Genomic DNA, 16,818 nt, shown 5'->3' on the forward strand with positions numbered 1-16,818 from the left:
GTTAATTCACGCAGATTTCATCCACGAAGAGAAATCCCTTCTTCCCGCGCGCGCCGTGCCATTCGGGAATCGGGTTCACCGTCCGGGCCTCCACGCGCAGGTAGCGGGCCGAAGTCTCGGGGAACGACACCGTATAGCTCTTCAGCGCATCGGGATCGGCCGAAGTCTCCATCGGGATCTCGATACGCCCCGCCTCGGTGAAGTGCTCCCCGTCCTCCGAGGTGCTCGCCACGAGCGTCAGCGGCGGGAAGATGTCCTCGTCCTTGAGCACCAGCGTCCCGAGCCGCACCTCGCCGTACGACGCGCCCGCCATGTCGATGTCCACGACCATCGGATCGCCGAACCAGCCCGCCCAGTCGCCGTTGGCATAGCTGAAATAGCTCTCGATGCCGTCCACGAGGCTTTCGGGCGCACCGAAGCGGTACTTGCCCAGCGGTTCGGTCACGAGCGTCACCGGATGCCCCATAGCCTTGTTATCCGAGAAATTGCGCACCAGCACCCGCGACCGCACGCCGTCGCGCAGCGCCGCGGCCTTGAGCGTGCAGCCCTTCCGGATCTCGATCGGAGCCGCATAGCGCGGACTTTCGGCCGTCGGCTCCGAACCGTCGAGCGTGTAGTGGATCGGCGCGTCGCCCAGCGTCGAGAGCGTCACCTCGACGCACTTCTTCTCCGGCAGGCTGCGCACACGGCAGTTCACGCCGAAGACCACGGGTGAGTAGTTGTACCCCATGCGTTCGTAAATGTCCACGATATGCGGCAGCGCCCCGGCGAAACGCGTCCACTCGCGGCTGCCGCGGTCGCACCACTGCACCTCGCTCAGCGCCGCCATGCGCGGCAGCAGCATGTACTCCTGATGCTCGGGGGTCTTGATGTATTCGGCCCAGAGATTCGCCTGCACGCCGAGGATATGCGCCCCCAGCTCCTGCGACAGCGTGTCGGGAATCGGCTCGTAGGCATAGACCTTCTCGACGGGCACGTACCCGCCGATGCCGAACGGTTCGTTCTCGATGTCGCGGGCCTGGTAATAGTCGAAGTAGAAATGCGAGGTGGGGGTCATGATGGCGTCGTGTCCCAGCCGGGCCGCGGCGATGCCGCCCTCCGAACCGCGCCACGACATGACCGTAGCGTCCGGAGCCAGCTCGCCCTCCAGAATCTCGTCCCAGCCGATGATCCGCCGGCCGTGCTCGTTGAGGAACTTCTCCACGCGGGCCGTCACATAGCTCTGGAGGTAGTACTCCGCGGCGTGCTTGTCGTCGCCCTCGATGCCCAGCTCGCGGATCTTCGCCTGGCACACGGGGCACTTCTCCCAGCGCACCTTCGGACACTCGTCGCCGCCGATGTGGATATACTCCGAAGGGAACAGCTCCATGACCTCCAGGAGCACGTTCTCCAGAAACTCGAACGTCTTCTCCTTGCCGACGCACAGCACTTCGTCGGCCACGCCCCAGCGCCCCCATACTTCGTAGGGACCGCCCGTGCAGCCCAGCTCGGGGTAGCAGGCCAGCGCCGCCAGCATGTGGCCCGGGAGGTCGATCTCCGGAATCACCGTGATCCCGCGCGAAGCCGCATAGGCCACCACGTCGCGAATCTCCTCCTGCGTGTAGTAACCGCCGTAAGGCACGCCGTCGTACTGGTCCCAGTTCTTCTTCACGACCGTTCCCTTGCGAATGCTGCCGTACTCCGTCAGACGGGGATAGCGCTTGATCTCGATGCGCCAGCCCTGATCGTCCGTCAGATGCCAGTGCAGCGTGTTGAGCTTGTGGAACGCCATGAGGTCGATGATCTTCTTCACCTGCACGGCATCGAAGAAGTGGCGCGCCACGTCGAGCATCAGCCCGCGGTAGCCGAAGCGCGGCGCATCGTCGATTTCGACGCACGGCAGCGTCCACTCGCTCTCTACGGCGGGCGCACCGCCGTAGAGGGCCGCCGGAAGCAGCTGCTTGATCGTCTGCACGGCATAGAGGAATCCGCGGAGCGACGACGCGCGCACCTCGGCGCCGTCCGTCGTCACGTCGAGCCTGTAACGCTCCGGAGCGAGCGACTCGTCCATGAGGAAGCGGAATCCGCCCGCCGCCGGAAGGGCCTCATAGGTCACCGCGCTCTCGGCCCCCGAGGCTTCCGAGAGCCGGACCGCGAACTCTTCGACCACGGCGCGCGAGGCTTCGTCGAGCCGTTCGTCGCACGCGACGGCGGCGCCCGCCGCCGCGAATTCGCCCGCACGGGGCGTCAGATGGTTGGGATAGGGAATCAGCTCGTAGGAGCCGGTTTTCCCGGCGCAGGAGGCCAGCAACAGCCCCGATGCACACAAAGCGAACAATCTATTCATCGTAAAAATGGTTTGGTCCGTAATCCGGCGGTCCGGCCCGGAGCCGTCCGCAGCGCGCAGACGCCGCATCGTCCGCGGCGGCCGCTTTGCAAATATACGAGTTTCCCGGGAAAGACCCGCCTGCGAAAGCCGATTCCGGGCCGCACGGCCCGAAAAAAACGAAAAAGGGGGCCCGCCTTCGTCGGCGGGTCCCCCGAATCAGTCCGTCGGCAGGGATCAGAAGTTGCCCTTGTCGGCGCGGTCCCACCAGAGGCGGGTTCCGGCGTTGTCGCCGCTCGTGCCGCCCGAAGCCTCCGAGTTGAGCAGTTCCACGCCCTTGTTATACTCGGCGGTGTTGGCGTTGATCTCCGTATCGCTGTAAGGCAAACGACGCGGGCCGAGCTCCGTGGAAATCACGCCGTTGCTGGCGTTCTGCTTCACCTGGAAGAGTTTGGGATAGCCCGTACGGCGGTACTCGGCCCATGCCTCGGTCGAAAGCGGGAACACGGCGATCCACTTCTGCGTGATGATGCGCTGGAGCTGCTCCTCCTTCGAAGCACCGCTGTCCCACTTCACGGACAACAGGTTCAGCGCCTTCGAATTGTAAGCTCCGTTCAATGCGGTGTTGGGATCGGTATAATCCGTCTGCACCGTCTCACCGGCGATATAGGCGTTGATCGTGGCATCGTCGGCGAGCGTATTCCAGTCCTCAGGCAGCGACTGCTTGAACTCCGAATACCCTTGTTCGGCGTACGACTTGCGGTAGGCGTACTGGTTCTTGATCGAAGTCCGGATACCGTTCTCGTAGAGCGTCTTCACGTCTTCGGAGCCGATACCGGGCCACCGGAGCTCCGCCTCGGCGCGAAGGAACCAGCCCTCGGCCGCGAACATGATCGGCTGCGGCATGGAGAAGGTTCCGGCCCAGCCCGAATAGTTGCTGTACTGGTTGGGCTTGCCGCCGATAGCGCAGCCGGCGGGAATGCCGATATACGCCGTGCCGGGCTTCAGCTTCTCGCCCGTTTCGGGATCGGTGAGGTAGTCCTCCTCGGCATAGACCAGGAATCCGTCGTCGTCCTTCTTGTCCACCATCTTGCCGTCCTTGTCAGGCACCTGCAGCGGCTTGGCGCCCGGCTTGACGATGGGTTGCGTGTTCTTCGTGAAGTACAGCTTCAGACGCGGGTCCTTGAAGCCCTTGAGCATCGTGACGAGCGAGGCGTTCGCACCGCAGTCGCCCCAGTTGAACATGAGCCACATTTCGTTCTCGAAGCCCTTCGAGATCAGAATGTCCTTGTCCTCGAGCACCCCGGCCGAAATCGCCGCCCGGGCCACCGTCTCGGCTTGCGCGGGATCGACCTTCACCATGCGCAGCGCGATGCGCAGCTTGAGCTGGTTGGCCACCTTCGCCCACAGCGCACGGTCGCCGCCGCACCAGATGTCGTAGGTGTTCATGCCGGCCGTCTCGGTCTTCAGACCCTGGAGCGCCGTATCCAGATCCTCCAGCATGGCCTCGTACACGGCCTTCTGCGTGTCGTAGGCGAACGAACTGGGCTGGACGGGGTCGCCCGCCGTCTTGAACACCGACAAGAAGGGGACCGGTCCGTAGGCATCGGTGAAGTCGAGCAGGTTGTAGGTCTGCACGATACGCATCGTGGCGGAGAAGTCGAACTTGCCTTCGGCGTCGCACTGCTTGATCAGGCGGCCCGTATTGTTGATGATATGCAGCATGAAGTTCTCGTACATGCCGCCGCAGTGGCCGCGATTGATGTCGTAGCGCTGGTTCGTGAAGTTTCCGTTGGGGCTCTCGAAGTACCCGCCGAAAATGTCGATCTGCAGGTTCGTCCAGTACTGGAACAGGTTCTGCTGGTTCGGGTAGCTGTAACTCATCGGCTCCAGGAACTGCGCCTCGAAGGGCAGATCGGAGGGATTCACTTCGATGGGATTGGTGTTCAGCTCCTCGAAATCGCCGGTACAGCCTCCCAACAGAGCGACCGGGAGAGCCAGAGCGGCGGTGTATCGGATAATATTCTTGAATTTCATAGCGATCTATCTCTTTTTGTTAGAAGTTAAGTTTGACATTCAGACCGAAGCTGCGGGTGGTGGGCAGGTTGAAGATGTCGAAGCCCTGCACGCCGTTGGCCGTACCCATCGACACGTCGGGGTCCATCGGCGCATCCTTGTAGAAGAAGAAGAGGTTGCGGGCGATGAGCGACAGCGTCAGATTCTTCGACTGTCCGAACAGGTCGCGGAAGGTGTAGCCGAACGAGATTTCGCGCATACGGACGTTCGTGGCATCGTAAACGTAATCCTCGTTGTTGTACTGCGCGTTGTAGTTCAGCGCGCCCATGGCCTTGTAATACTCCTCGACGTTGTCGAACCGGACGCCCTCGCGTACCACGTAACCCTTGTCGCGGGCGTCTGCCGTGCGCTGCGAGACGCCCCAGGCGTCGAGACCGGCCTCGGTCATCGAGAGCACCTTGCCGCCGAAGCGGAAGTCGATGAGGAAGCTCAGGGAGAAGTCCTTGTAGCGGAACGTGTTGTTCCAGCCCATGTTCACCTTCGAGTTCATGTCGCCGACATATTTCAGGTCCGTGATACCCTCGCCCGAGAGCGTCGGAACCGAATAGAGTACGTTGCCCTTGTCGTCCTTGACGTCCGTCACGAGCATCTTGCCGGTCTTCTCGTCGTGCATGACGTGGCGCACGTAGAGGTCGCCGAAGTGGCCGCCCTCCTTCAGCACGACCTGCGCGCCGCCGAAGTTCGAGAGCGAGAGGCCGTCCTGCAGGCCGTCCACCAGCTCGATGATCTTGTTGTCGTTGTAGGAGAGATTCAGGTCGGTGGACCACGTGAACTCGTTGCCGAAGTCCTGGAACCAGCCCAGCGACAGTTCGAAGCCCTGGTTCTGCACGTTACCGGCGTTCACGTACTGCTGGCGGTATCCCGTGCCCCACGGCGTGGTGATGGCGAAGAACTGGTTCTTGGTGTTGGTCTTGTAATAGGTGGCGTTCACATGCAGCCGGTGCTGGAAGAATTCGCCGTCGAAACCGGCCTCGAACGAGTGGGTCTTCTCGGGTTCGAGCGTCCGGAACGGAGCCTTCTCGGGAGGCGTGATGGCGCCCTGCGAGCCCAGCGTGTAGAGCGGGTTGGTCATGTAGGCCGGCACGTCGTTACCCACGATCGAATAGGATGCGCGGAACTTGAACAGGTCGATGTTGCTGCCCATGTCCACGAAGCGGTCGAGCAACAGGCTGGCGCCTACCGAAGGATAGAAGAACGAATAGCTGTCGGTGAAGGCCAGCGTCGAGGACCAGTCGTTGCGCGCCGTCACGTCGAGGAACAGGCCGTCCTTGTAGCCGAACGTGGCCGTTGCGAAGACCGCGTTCAGACGCTTGCGCGTCAGTCCCTGCTTGGCCATGTTGGCATAGTAGTTGGCCGGATTGAAGATATTGGGATACATGACGTTGCCGTTGGGCTTGCCGTCGGTCATCGAGAATTTCGTACCCTCGGCCCACAGATCCACGTTGCTCGACTGCGTGCGCATCATGCTGGCGCCGGCCGTGGCGTTGAGCGAGAAATCGCCCCACGTGTGGTTGTACTGCACCAGCGCGTCGGCATAGAGCTGCTCGCTGAAGTAGCGGTTGTCCTTCATGCGGCCCATCGGATAGCGGTTGGCCGTCGAAGAGGCGTAGAGATTGTGCTTGAAGTTGTCGTCGGAACGCTCGTAGCGCATACGGCCCGTCACCGAGAGGCCGTCGATGATCTGGTACTTGATCTGTCCGCCGAATTCGTAGCGGTTACGCTCCGAGATGGGCTTCTGCCGGTTGAGAATCCAGTAGGGGTTGTCGAACTGTTCGAGCGACGTGTTCACCCAGTTGTGCACGTTGGCGTTGAGCGTGGGATCGTACACCTCGTAGTTGTTCTTGTAGTAGTTCCAGTCCTCGCCGCGCGGGAAGAGGTAGGCGCCCGTCATCGGGTTGAAGAGCCAACCGGCGGCCGGCTGGTTCGCCACGTGCTGATTGACGTACTTGGCCGTGAAATCCACCTTCACATGGTCGTTGAACAGGTCGAAGCCCACCTTCGAGTTGAGCGTGTGCTGCGAATAGTCGTTCTCCGGGGTGATGCCGCCCGACGACACGTTGCCGTAGGAGAAGTAGGCGCGCAGGTTCTCCGAACCGCCGTTGATCGACACCGAGTTGTTGGTCGTCCAGCCCGTCTGGTAGAATTCCTTGGCATAGTTGGGGGCCTTGGACGAGAGTTTGCCGCCCCAACTGTAGGTCTGGTCGGCCGAGCCGTAGGTGTTCTGGAAATCGGGCAGCGAGATCGGGGTGTCGATCGTCGTGTTGCTCGACACGCTCACCGAAATGCGTCCCGCCGAAGCCGACTTGGTCGTAATCATGATGGCGCCGTTGGCGGCCACGGCTCCGTAGAGCGCGGCGGCCGATGCGCCCTTCAGCAGCGAGATCGACGCGATGTCGTCGGGGTTGATCGTGGACATGGCGTCGCCGCCGTCGCGGTCGCCGCCGTAGTTGCTCTTCACCTGGCTCGCCAGACCGTCCTCACCGAAGGAGGTGTTCATCATCAGGGGCACGCCGTCCACGACCACCAGCGGCTGGTTCGAGCCGCTGATCGACTTGTTACCGCGGAAGAGGATCTTCGAGGAGCCGCCCGCACCCGTCGAGTTGGGGGTGATCTGCAAACCGGCCGACTTGCCCTGCAACGAGTTGATCATGTTGATCGACTTGATGTCGGCCACGTCGTCGCCGCCCACCGTTTCGGCCGCATAGGTCAGCGTCTTCGACTGACGCTCGATGCCCATGGCGGTCACGACCACGGCGTTGAGCTGGTTGGCGGTCTCCTGCATCAGAATCTCCAGCGCCGTCTGCCCCGCATAGGCCACCTCGTAGGGATCGTATCCCACGTAGGTCACCTGGAGCACGTCGCCGTTCTGAAGACCGTCCAGGAAGAACTTGCCGTCCATGTCGGTCGTCGTTCCGCGCGTGGTGTTCTTCACGATCACCGTGGCCCCGAGCAGCGGGCCGGAGGCGTCCTTGACCACACCTTCGAGGGTTCCGTTACCCCCCCCCTGCGCATTCGCCCGCAAAGCGGTAGCAGGCTCCACGATGCACATTGCCATTAAAAAAGCAACGCAGCTAAAGAGCATTCGTTTTGTAAATTTCCACATAAGTAATCAGGTTTTGGTTGAACATAAATTAAAACTCGTAATTTGACACAAACGGGGCGCCCGGCCCCTTTTTTATACTATCCGCGCCTTTCATTCTAAACGGAATGTCTCAAAGCGCCATTCATTCTAAAATCACATGATACGATACGTTTTACAGTTCAAATGTAACATTTTTTCCTTAAACCAAAAAAAATACGTAAAATTTATCGTTTTTTACTTACGAATCGGGAGCCTCCGAAAAGAGCGGATTCCGCGTTTCCCGGCGCCGGACCGCTCCGCCGGAAAGCGGGGCCGTCGGCCGCATACCTATTATTTAATAGTCCGAAACGCCCCGAAACAGGACGCGGAGGCTCTTTTCGGTTTCGAATCCGCAGCCTATATTTATAAATTATTTAATAATACACTCCGAAGACGGCGTTTCCGGGAAATACGGAAAAACAGTATTTTTCCGCGCGGAATGTCCGACACCGGCTTCCGGTCCGGAAAAGCCCGGCCGCCGACAAGCGGGGGGGGGCTCGCCCGCACCGGGACCGGGAGGCGAAAAGCCCGCGACCGCACCGCAAGGTCTTTCGCAAGGGAGGCGGGGAGAGAGGTGCAGGCCGGAACACGAAAGGCCCCGTCCGCACCGCAGGCCCCTCAACGGCAGGGCATCCGCGGCCGCCCGCGGACAGGCCGCCGCGAAGTCATTTCTTCGGGCATTAGTATCAAAACCGCCCCCTGCGGAAAGGAGCCGTCCGTGTAAATTTGCCGTGAAAAGATCCGACACGATGAAATCCAAGGCATTCAAGATGTACCTCAAACCGGGCATGGAGGAGGAATACCGCCGCCGACACGCCGAGATATGGCCCGAACTGGTACACCAGCTCCGCGAAGAGGGCGTGTACGACTACTCGATCTTCCTCGACCGGGCCACCGACACGCTGTTCGCCGTGCAGAAAACCCGCGGCGGGACCGGTTCGCAGGAGATGACCGACAACGCGCTGGTGCGCCGCTGGTGGGACTACATGGCCGACGTCATTGTCGTCGAGGCGGACAATGCACCCGTCAGCGAGGAACTTCCCGAGTTGTTTTACATGGAGTAGCCGGCGTCCCGCCCTGCGCCGCGCCGGAGATGCATCCGGCCCTGTACTCGGAGGGCGAGCAGCCGACGTACTTCTTGAAGATCGCCGAGAAGTAGGCCGAATCCTCGTAACGCAGCTCGTAGGCGATCTCCTTGACGCTCAGCGACGAGTTGAGCAGCATGAGCTTCGCCTTCCGCAGCCGCAACTGCATGATGTAGTGCGCCGGGGAGACGTTGGTGTACTCCTTGAAGGTCTTGCGGAACCACGAATAGCTCATGTTGATGCGCCCGGCCACCTCTTCGGGCGTGATGCCGGCGAGCATGTTCTCGCGCATGATGCTCCGCGCCCGGTCCATCTTCTCGGCCACGATGTCGCGGCCCGTGTCGTTGAGATCGTAATAGATGACGTACGAAAGGATGATGTTGGCGATCGACGCCAGCACCTGCTGACTGCCGGTCTTCTCCCGAAGGGCGATGTCGAGCGCCTCGCGGTACTGGTCGATGATGTGCTCGCGGAGCCCGATCGGATGGATGATCCGCCCGCGGCTGAAAAATCCGTTGTTGTAGCGGTCGTCCACATGCTCGCCGCGGAATCCGATCCAGTACTCGTGCCAGCCGGTCCGGTGATCGGGACAGTAGCTATGCCACGTGTAGGGCGGAATGATAAGCATGGTTCCGGCCCGGATCTCGAGCGCCTCGCCGCCCGGGGTGTCCCTGTACCATCCGCGGCCCTGCGTAATGTAGATCAACTGGTAGTTGTCCAGTATCCGGCCCCGGTCCACGTTGAAATAGTAATCGTCGGGATGCCCCGCCGAAGGGGGAGGGTAAACCGTGTATCCGGGTTCGACGGAGTACTCCCCCACGGTGTCTACGGTGATTCCCCACAACCGGTCGGGACCGCTGCACACGAGGTATTTGAAAGAGGTCTGTTTCGGCATGTCGGTGTCGTTTTCCGGCGAGCGTTCCGCCGGTATTCCGGGGTAAATATACGCAATTTTCCGAAAAACCCGGCAAGAAACGTTCCGCCGCACCGGCCCGCCGCGCCGCCGTGCGGCGACAGACCGGCCCGGACCGTCCCCGGCGCGGCGCGATCCGAACAGATTGCCCGGCGGAAAGATCAAATTCCGCACGCCGGAAAGGACCTTCCGGCGGCAACTTTGTGAAAACTTTCAAACCACGAAGCCGTATGAAAAAAACCTGTCTCGTCCTGCTCGGACTGCTCTGGTGCGCCGCGCTGCCGGCCAAGAACTTCGAACTCAAATCGCCCGACGGGCGGATAGCCCTCGCGATCGACGTCGGAGAACGGATCGCCTACACCGTCCGCGGCGACGGAATCCCGCTGCTGGAAGAGTGCCGCCTGGGCCTGCGGCTCGACCGCGGCGGCACGGCGGGCCCGCTCCACCTCGTGCGCCACCGGAGCGGCTCGATCGACCGCACGTTCCGCCCCGCCGTGGCTTACAAGTTCTCCGAAATCCGCGACCGCTGCAATACGCTGCGGCTCGACTTCCGCGGCGGCTGGTCCGTGGAGTTCCGGGCCTACGACGACGGCGTGGCCTACCGTTTCCTCTCCGACACGGAGGGCCCCGTCGAGGTGCTCGGCGAGGAGTTCGCCCTCCGCCTGCCGGACGCCTCGACGGCGGTCCTGCAACAGCCCGGCAGTTTCCGGACCGGCTACGAGGAGGCCTACGAGGAGGTCGGAACCCGCTCTTGGGGCACGGCCGGCCGGCTGGCCGTACTCCCGGCGCTGTTCGACACGAAACGGGGCTACAAAATCCTCGTCAGCGAATCCTCCCTCACGGACTATCCCTGCCTCTTCCTGACGGGCGACGGCGCCAACGGCATGCGGGGCGTCTTCCCCAAAATGCCGCTCCGCACCGAGGAGACGGGCGACCGGAGCGTACGCATCCTCGAAGAGGCCGGCTGCATCGCCGCCACGACGGGCGAACGAGCCTTCCCGTGGCGTTATTTCGTCCTCGCGGACGAGGACGGCGACCTGGTCGAAACCACGATGACGGCCCGGCTGGCCGAGCCGTGCGCACTCGGCGACACGTCGTGGATCGAGCCGGGGCAGGTCAGCTGGGAGTTCTGGAACGCCGCGTCGCCCTACGGCCCCGACGTCGATTTCGTGGCCGGATTCAACACCGCTACCTACAAATACTTCATCGACTTCGCCGCCCGCTTCGGCATTCCCTACATCATCATGGACGAAGGGTGGGCCGAGGACACGCGCGATCCCTACACCCCCAATCCGGAGGTCGATCTGCACGAACTGATCCGCTACGGCGAGGAACGCGGTGTCGGCGTCATCCTCTGGCTCACGTGGCTGACCGTCGAGAAACACTTCGACCTGTTCGAACGGCTGAGCGAATGGGGCGTCCGGGGCGTGAAGATCGACTTCATGGACCGCAGCGACCAGTGGATGGTGAACTACTACGAACGCGTGGCCGCCGAGGCGGCGCGGCACCGGATGGTCGTGGCGTTCCACGGAGCCTTCAAGCCGGCGGGGCTGGAGTACAAATACCCCAACGTCCTGGCCTACGAAGGGGTGCGCGGCATGGAGAACATGGGCGGCTGCACGCCGGCCAACTCGCTCTGGCTGCCCTTCATCCGCAACGCCGTAGGCCCGATGGACTACACCCCGGGCGCGATGATCAGCATGCAGCCCGAAGCCTACTGCGGCAACCGCCCCAACGCGGCGAGCATCGGGACACGGGCCTACCAGATGGCGCTGTTCGTGCTGTTCGAAACCGGCCTCCAGATGCTGGCCGACAACCCGACGCTTTACTACCGCGAAGAGGAGTGCACGCGCTTCATCAGCCAAGTGCCCGTCACGTGGGACGAGACCCGCGCGCTGCGGGCCGAAGCCGGGAAACATGTCGTCGTCGCCAAACGCAAGGGCGCGAAGTGGTATCTCGGGGCCATCCGTGCGGGCGACGATCCGCAGGACGCGGAGTTCGAAATTCCCCTCGACTTCCTCGCCGGGGACCGAGACTACCGCATGACCAGCTTCGAAGACGGCATCAACGCCTTCCGGCAGGCGATGGACTACCGGAAAAAGGAGCAGCAGGTGCGCCGCGGCGACACGATCGCCGTCCGGATGGCCCGCAACGGCGGCTGGACGGCCGTGATCGAATAACTGCGCCCCGCAGTCAGACGACGGCCCCGGACTTTCCGAAAAGTCCGGGGCCGGTTTTTACCGGCACGGACGCTCCGAAACGCCATCCTTCCACCCGGCCGGAAAGCTGTCCCGCAAGCTCTACCGGAAGCCGCCGCGAATGCGGGACATAATCGGACCGTCCTCTGCCAAAAACACCGTGCGCACGCACCGCACGCCGCACGGCCGGAACTCAACCCCGCCCGTCTCCGGAAAATACGGTCCTGGCCGGAGACCTTCCGACGCCGGGACGAAAAATCCCCCGGAACCGAAACTCCGGGGGATGCACACGTCCGTCCGACAGGACGGATCACTCGGCCGTCTTCACGTATCCATCGTTCTGTTCGAGCGTATTGAGGCTCTTCTCGATCTCCGTCCGCGGGATCGGCAGCAGGAGTTGATAGGACCGGAATTCACGGTTCTTCAGTATTTGGATGTCATAGTTCTTAGTCCCGCTGGTCTCGTCCTTCGTGATGACCATCTTCTGCAACGGGAACGTTTCGGTCCGCTCGGCGACCTTCCACCGGCGCACGTCGAAGAAACGGTGGTGCTCGAAGGCCAGTTCCACGCGCCGCTCGTTGTGGATGCGCTCCCGGAGCGCATCGCCCGAATCCTTGACCTCGGGCATGTTCACGCCCGGCCGCTGACGCACCTGTTTGAGGTAAAACCGCGCCGTCGGTTCGTCGCCCTCCTCGAATTTCGCCTCTGCGTAATTGAGCAACACCTCCGCATAGCGCATGAAAATCCATGGCGAGGTCATCTTGACGCTCGATCCTGTGGGCGGAATCGACTCGTCGAGGAACTTGCGCAGATAGTACCCCGTCTGCGTGGCGTTCCACGGCTGCGAAGAGACCTTGCTATTCGCCTCGTCCAGACCGCCGTAGAAGATCTCGGTCTCACGGCCCATCCACACGCTGCCGTCGTAAAGCACCGAGGCATAGAAACGCGGGTCTCGGCCTGCATAGGGATTGGCGGGATCGTACCCCGAACCGGCGTTGAGTGTCAGCGTGCCGTCCGCCTGCTCAACGTAGGGACGCAGTCCGGTGGCCTGCATTTCGTAGGCATTCACCATGTTCTGCGTCGGCGTGATCACACCCTGGCCGTTGTCACCGCTGCGGCCCGCCCAAGTAGCGAACTCGGTCGAATTGGCCTGCGAGAAGGCACGTGCGAAGATCACCTCGTCGTTCCACGAGAGGAAGACGTCGCCATAGTCGTCGATCAGACGGTAGTGCTTGTCGATCAATGCCCAGGCCGCATTCGCGGCATCGGTCCAGCGTTGCCTGTCGTTCGTCGGGTTGTTCAGCGGACTGGCCCAATAGAGCAGCACGCGGGCCAGTAAAGCCTGGCAGGCATCGCCCGAAGCACGGCCCTGCTCCGATGCCGGCTGCTGCTCGGGCAGCATCCTCTGCGCCTCGATCAGTTCATTCCGGATGAACTCCACGCACTTGTCGTAGGAGGCGCGCTCAACGCCGAAATCGTCGTTCAGGCCATAGACCTTCTCGATGATGGGCACGCCGCCGTAGCGCCAGATCAGCTCGGCATAGATATAGGCCCGGATGAACTTCATTTCCCCGATCATCGGACGTTTCACCTCCTCGGGAACGGAACCGGCCTCGGCCTTTTCAAGGAAGGTGTTGATCTTGCGGATATAGGAATAGGCCGTGGACCAGTAGTTAAGAATGCCCATGCCGGTAATGTTGTCTGCATCCATGGTCCCGGCGAGATACTCGACGACGCGGCCGTCGTTCGAACGGGTATACATCTCATCGCAGTAAATGCCCATCATGTCCGTATAGCGGTAGCCGTGTTGCAGGGCGTTGTAACATCCGTTCACGTAGAGTTGCAATAACTCCTCGTCGTTCCAGACATCCTCCTCGGAAAGCTGGTCGAGCGGCTTGAGGTCCATCAGGTCGCACGACGAGAAGCCGAGGACCAGAGCCGACACGAAACAAATCATGTATTTTTTCATGGCTGTGTCTGTTTAGAAGGTTAGATTGATGCCCACATTGATCGTCCGGCAGATCGAATAGTTCCAGAACGAGGAGGCCTCGCCGTCGTATCCCAGATCCTTCAGTCCGTCGTAGAGGAAGCAGATATTATTAGCACTCAGCGAAATCCGAATACCTCCCATACGCAGTTTCTCGGCAATCCGGCTCGGCAGCGTATAGCCCAGCTCGGCGTTCTTGAAACGCAGGAAGTTTCCGCTGAACATGAAGTGCGTGTTGCGATCCGTGGTGTTCACGCCGCTTTGGCCGCCGCGAGGCTGCGTGGCATGCGTATTGTCCGCCCCGGGAATCCAGCGGCCGTCGGCACGCCATTGCAGGAAGTTACCCCACTGGTCGTCCATGTATTTGAAGAAGTCCTCGTTGCCTTCCATGTAGAACTTCGAGTTCTGCTGACCCTGGAAAAGCAGCGAAAGGTCGAAGTTTTTCCAATTGAACGTGAAATTCAGGCCGAAAGTGATCTCCGGAATCTTCGTCTGTGTGACGAGGATGCGGTCTTTCGAGTCGAGCACGCCGTCCTTATTGACATCGCGGAACTTCAGGTCGCCCGGTTGCGCACCGCCCATGTGCGGATAGCTGTCCAGATCGGCCTGGTCCTGGAAAATACCGATCGCCTCGTAGAAGAGCGTCGAACCGATCGGATTGCCCGTCAGCATCTGGTAAGGCTCCGCCGCAGGGGCCTCGTCAATGAAGAGCACCTTATTGCGGGCGAAGTTGAGGTTGCCCGTGACCGAATAGCCAAACTCGCCGACCCGGTTGCGGTGGCCGATGACCAGCTCGAAACCGCGGTTGAGCACCTTACCGATATTCTCGTTCGGGAGCGTCATGCCCGTATATTCGGGCACGCTCTTGTTACGCGTCGTCAGCAGGTGATCGCGCACCGAACGGAAGAAGTCGAACTCCATCCAAAGTCTGCTGTTCCAAAACGACGCCTCGAGGCCGAAGTTCCAGGTCTTGGACACTTCCCACGTGATGCCGGGATTGGGTACGCGGGTCTCCTGCAGGCCCTGCACGTCGGAACCGCCGATTACGTAGTTGTTGCCGTAATTGTAGGTCATCATGTGCTGGAAGGCCGCTACCCGGTCGTTTCCCATCATACCCCACGAGGCGCGCAGCTTCAGATTGTCGATGAAATCCGCGGACTTCATGAAAGTCTCCTCGGAAATGCGCCAGCCGGCCGAAAAGCTCGGGAAGTATCCGAAGCGGTCCTCTTCGGGGAAGATCGCCGAACCGTCGATACGCATGGTCACCTGCGCCATATACTTGCCTTTGTAGTCGTAATTGACGCGGGCGAAAACATTCTGGCGGGCGTTTTCGCTGCTGTAACCACCCAATCCCCACTTGGTCTGGTCCGCGGGGCCAACGTTGAGCACCGGCAGCGACGGCGACGCGAAGTCGGTTTTCGAACCCTCGAGATACCAGCCGTCAGTGGTGGTCTGTTCGTAGCCGAGCAACGCATCGAGGTTGTGGTCGCCGAAGGAGCGTTTGTAGGAGACCTTGGCGAAGAAGTAGGTCTGCGAGGACATTTCACTGCGGTCGGTGAGCTGCGCCTTCGCAGGGCCCATGCCGTCGAGTTTCTTCACGTAACCGCCCTCGCCGTCCTCATGGTAGACATAAGAGGGTGTACGAAAGGTCTTCCAGTACTCGTGCAACGTGTCGTAGCTGCCGCTGGCCTCCAGCATCAGCCCCTTGACCCAGGGCACTTCCCACTTGAGAAAGAGCGTTCCCTGGAACTTCTTGTTCTCCAAGTCGTGATATCCGGCGTTGTCGCTCACCATGTTCACCCAGTTCTGGTCTCCGCGCAACGGCTTGAGATAATTCGTTCCGGGCCAGTAGGTCTCCCAATAAGGATGATAGAGGAAGATATGGCTTGCCATCTCGGTACTCGAAAAATAGGGTACGTGGCGCTTGTCGAACGTTCCGGCCAGATTCAGTCCCATGGTCAGGCTCCGGGCGATCTTCACGTCTATATTCGAACGGACATTGTACTGGCGGTACTTGCCGCTCGATTCCTTGAAACGGTCGCGCTGCATCAGCTCACCGACCGAAAAGAAGTAATTGATGCGGTCCGAACCGCCCGACACCGAAACATTCGTGCGGTGCTGCGGAACCCACTTGTGCATGGTCCTGCGATACCAGTCGGTCGTGCGATATCCCGGCTCCTTACCGGCCTTGAATTTGGCCAGGTCCTCGGGCGTATAAGGCAGTACAGGATCGCTGTTGGGGTCGGAATGGCGCAGAACGGCCATCTCGTTCGCCACGCTGGCGAAGGTGTACGAATCGGCCATCTTCGGAGTTCGCGTCGGCTGCTGGAAGCCCTGGTCGTAGGAGAAATTGACGACAGCCCGGCCTTTCGCACCGCGCTTGGTGGTCACGAGAATCACTCCGTTGGCCGCACGCGAACCGTAGATAGCCGCCTCGGCATCCTTCAGCACGTTGATACTCTCGATGTCATTGGGGTTGATCTTGCTGATGTCTCCCCGTTCGACGCCGTCCACGATGATCAGCGCCGAGTTGTCGCCCGTCGTGCCCCGGCCGCGGACGAATATCTGCGTGTCGGGAGCACCCGGATCACCCGCACGGGCGTTCACGATCAGGCCCGGAAGACGTCCCGCCAGCGAGGAAGCGACATCAATGGCCGGGCTGGAGGCGATCTCTTCACCTTTGACCGAAACCACCGAACCGGTCAGCGTCGTCTTTTTGCGCGTACCGTAGCCCACCACCATCACTTCGTCGATGGCTGTCGCGGACTCCTCCAGCACGATTTCGAAACGGCTTCGCACCCCTACGGGAACGCTTTGCGAAGCATATCCGATGAAATTCACCAGCAGCACGTCCTCAGGTGCGGCATCAATCGAAAAGCCGCCCTCGGAATCGGTCGTCACACCGAGCGTCGTACCTTCTATAACGATCGTCGCACCGCCGACGGCATTGCCCCGGCTGTCCTTGACCGTTCCGGTCCTCGGCGTTCGTCCGTCGTCCGCAGATGCGGAACTGCCCGCCGTCGCGGGTCCGCCGGTCAGCAGCAGTCCGAACGCGAACAGCGCCGCGAACAGACGCGTCCGCCCCGGAAGGCGGAACCGGCAAATCAGAGTCAGAATTTCTTGCATAGGATCA

8 protein-coding genes are annotated in these 16,818 nt (G+C 61.3%); 2 read left to right on the plus strand and 6 right to left on the minus strand.

The window, feature by feature from the left end; genetic code table 11:
* Window position 1: 1 nt before the first annotated feature.
* The 3 genes from FME97_RS05050 to FME97_RS05060 form a co-directional block, all read right to left on the minus strand.
* A complete protein-coding gene (locus FME97_RS05050; RefSeq protein WP_141428172.1) occupies window positions 2–2,326 on the minus strand; it encodes a glycoside hydrolase family 20 protein in 2,325 nt (774 codons plus the stop codon).
* 216 nt (window positions 2,327–2,542) lie between these two features.
* On the minus strand, window positions 2,543–4,342 hold the full coding sequence (locus FME97_RS05055) for a SusD/RagB family nutrient-binding outer membrane lipoprotein (protein ID WP_141428173.1): 1,800 nt from the start codon (window positions 4,340–4,342) through the stop codon (window positions 2,543–2,545).
* Window positions 4,343–4,361: 19 nt separating this feature from the next.
* Window positions 4,362–7,430, minus strand: coding sequence for a SusC/RagA family TonB-linked outer membrane protein (locus FME97_RS05060; protein ID WP_232522957.1), 3,069 nt, complete (start codon window positions 7,428–7,430; stop codon window positions 4,362–4,364).
* 821 nt (window positions 7,431–8,251) lie between these two features.
* On the opposite strand from FME97_RS05060, the gene rhaM reads away from it, so the two are divergent.
* Entirely contained in the window at window positions 8,252–8,566 is a 315-nt protein-coding gene (gene rhaM / locus FME97_RS05065; protein ID WP_141428175.1) for an L-rhamnose mutarotase, read from the plus strand.
* On the opposite strand, the gene FME97_RS05070 is transcribed toward rhaM, so the two are convergent.
* Window positions 8,529–9,482, minus strand: coding sequence for a helix-turn-helix domain-containing protein (locus FME97_RS05070; RefSeq protein ID WP_232522937.1), 954 nt, complete (start codon window positions 9,480–9,482; stop codon window positions 8,529–8,531). The genes rhaM and FME97_RS05070 overlap by 38 nt on opposite strands.
* 248 nt (window positions 9,483–9,730) lie before the next feature.
* On the opposite strand from FME97_RS05070, the gene FME97_RS05075 reads away from it, so the two are divergent.
* On the plus strand, window positions 9,731–11,680 hold the full coding sequence (locus tag FME97_RS05075) for a glycoside hydrolase family 97 protein (RefSeq protein WP_141428176.1): 1,950 nt from the start codon (window positions 9,731–9,733) through the stop codon (window positions 11,678–11,680).
* 328 nt (window positions 11,681–12,008) lie between these two features.
* Here the strand turns inward: FME97_RS05075 and FME97_RS05080 are convergent, their stop codons facing one another.
* Window positions 12,009–13,667, minus strand: a complete 1,659-nt coding sequence (locus tag FME97_RS05080; protein WP_141428177.1) for a RagB/SusD family nutrient uptake outer membrane protein — start codon at window positions 13,665–13,667, stop codon at window positions 12,009–12,011.
* A 12-nt stretch (window positions 13,668–13,679) separates the two neighbouring features.
* Window positions 13,680–16,811, minus strand: a complete 3,132-nt coding sequence (locus FME97_RS05085; RefSeq protein WP_141428178.1) for a SusC/RagA family TonB-linked outer membrane protein — start codon at window positions 16,809–16,811, stop codon at window positions 13,680–13,682.
* Window positions 16,812–16,818 lie beyond the last annotated feature (7 nt).

The organism is Alistipes dispar, assembly GCF_006542685.1.
Classification (GTDB): domain Bacteria; phylum Bacteroidota; class Bacteroidia; order Bacteroidales; family Rikenellaceae; genus Alistipes; species Alistipes dispar.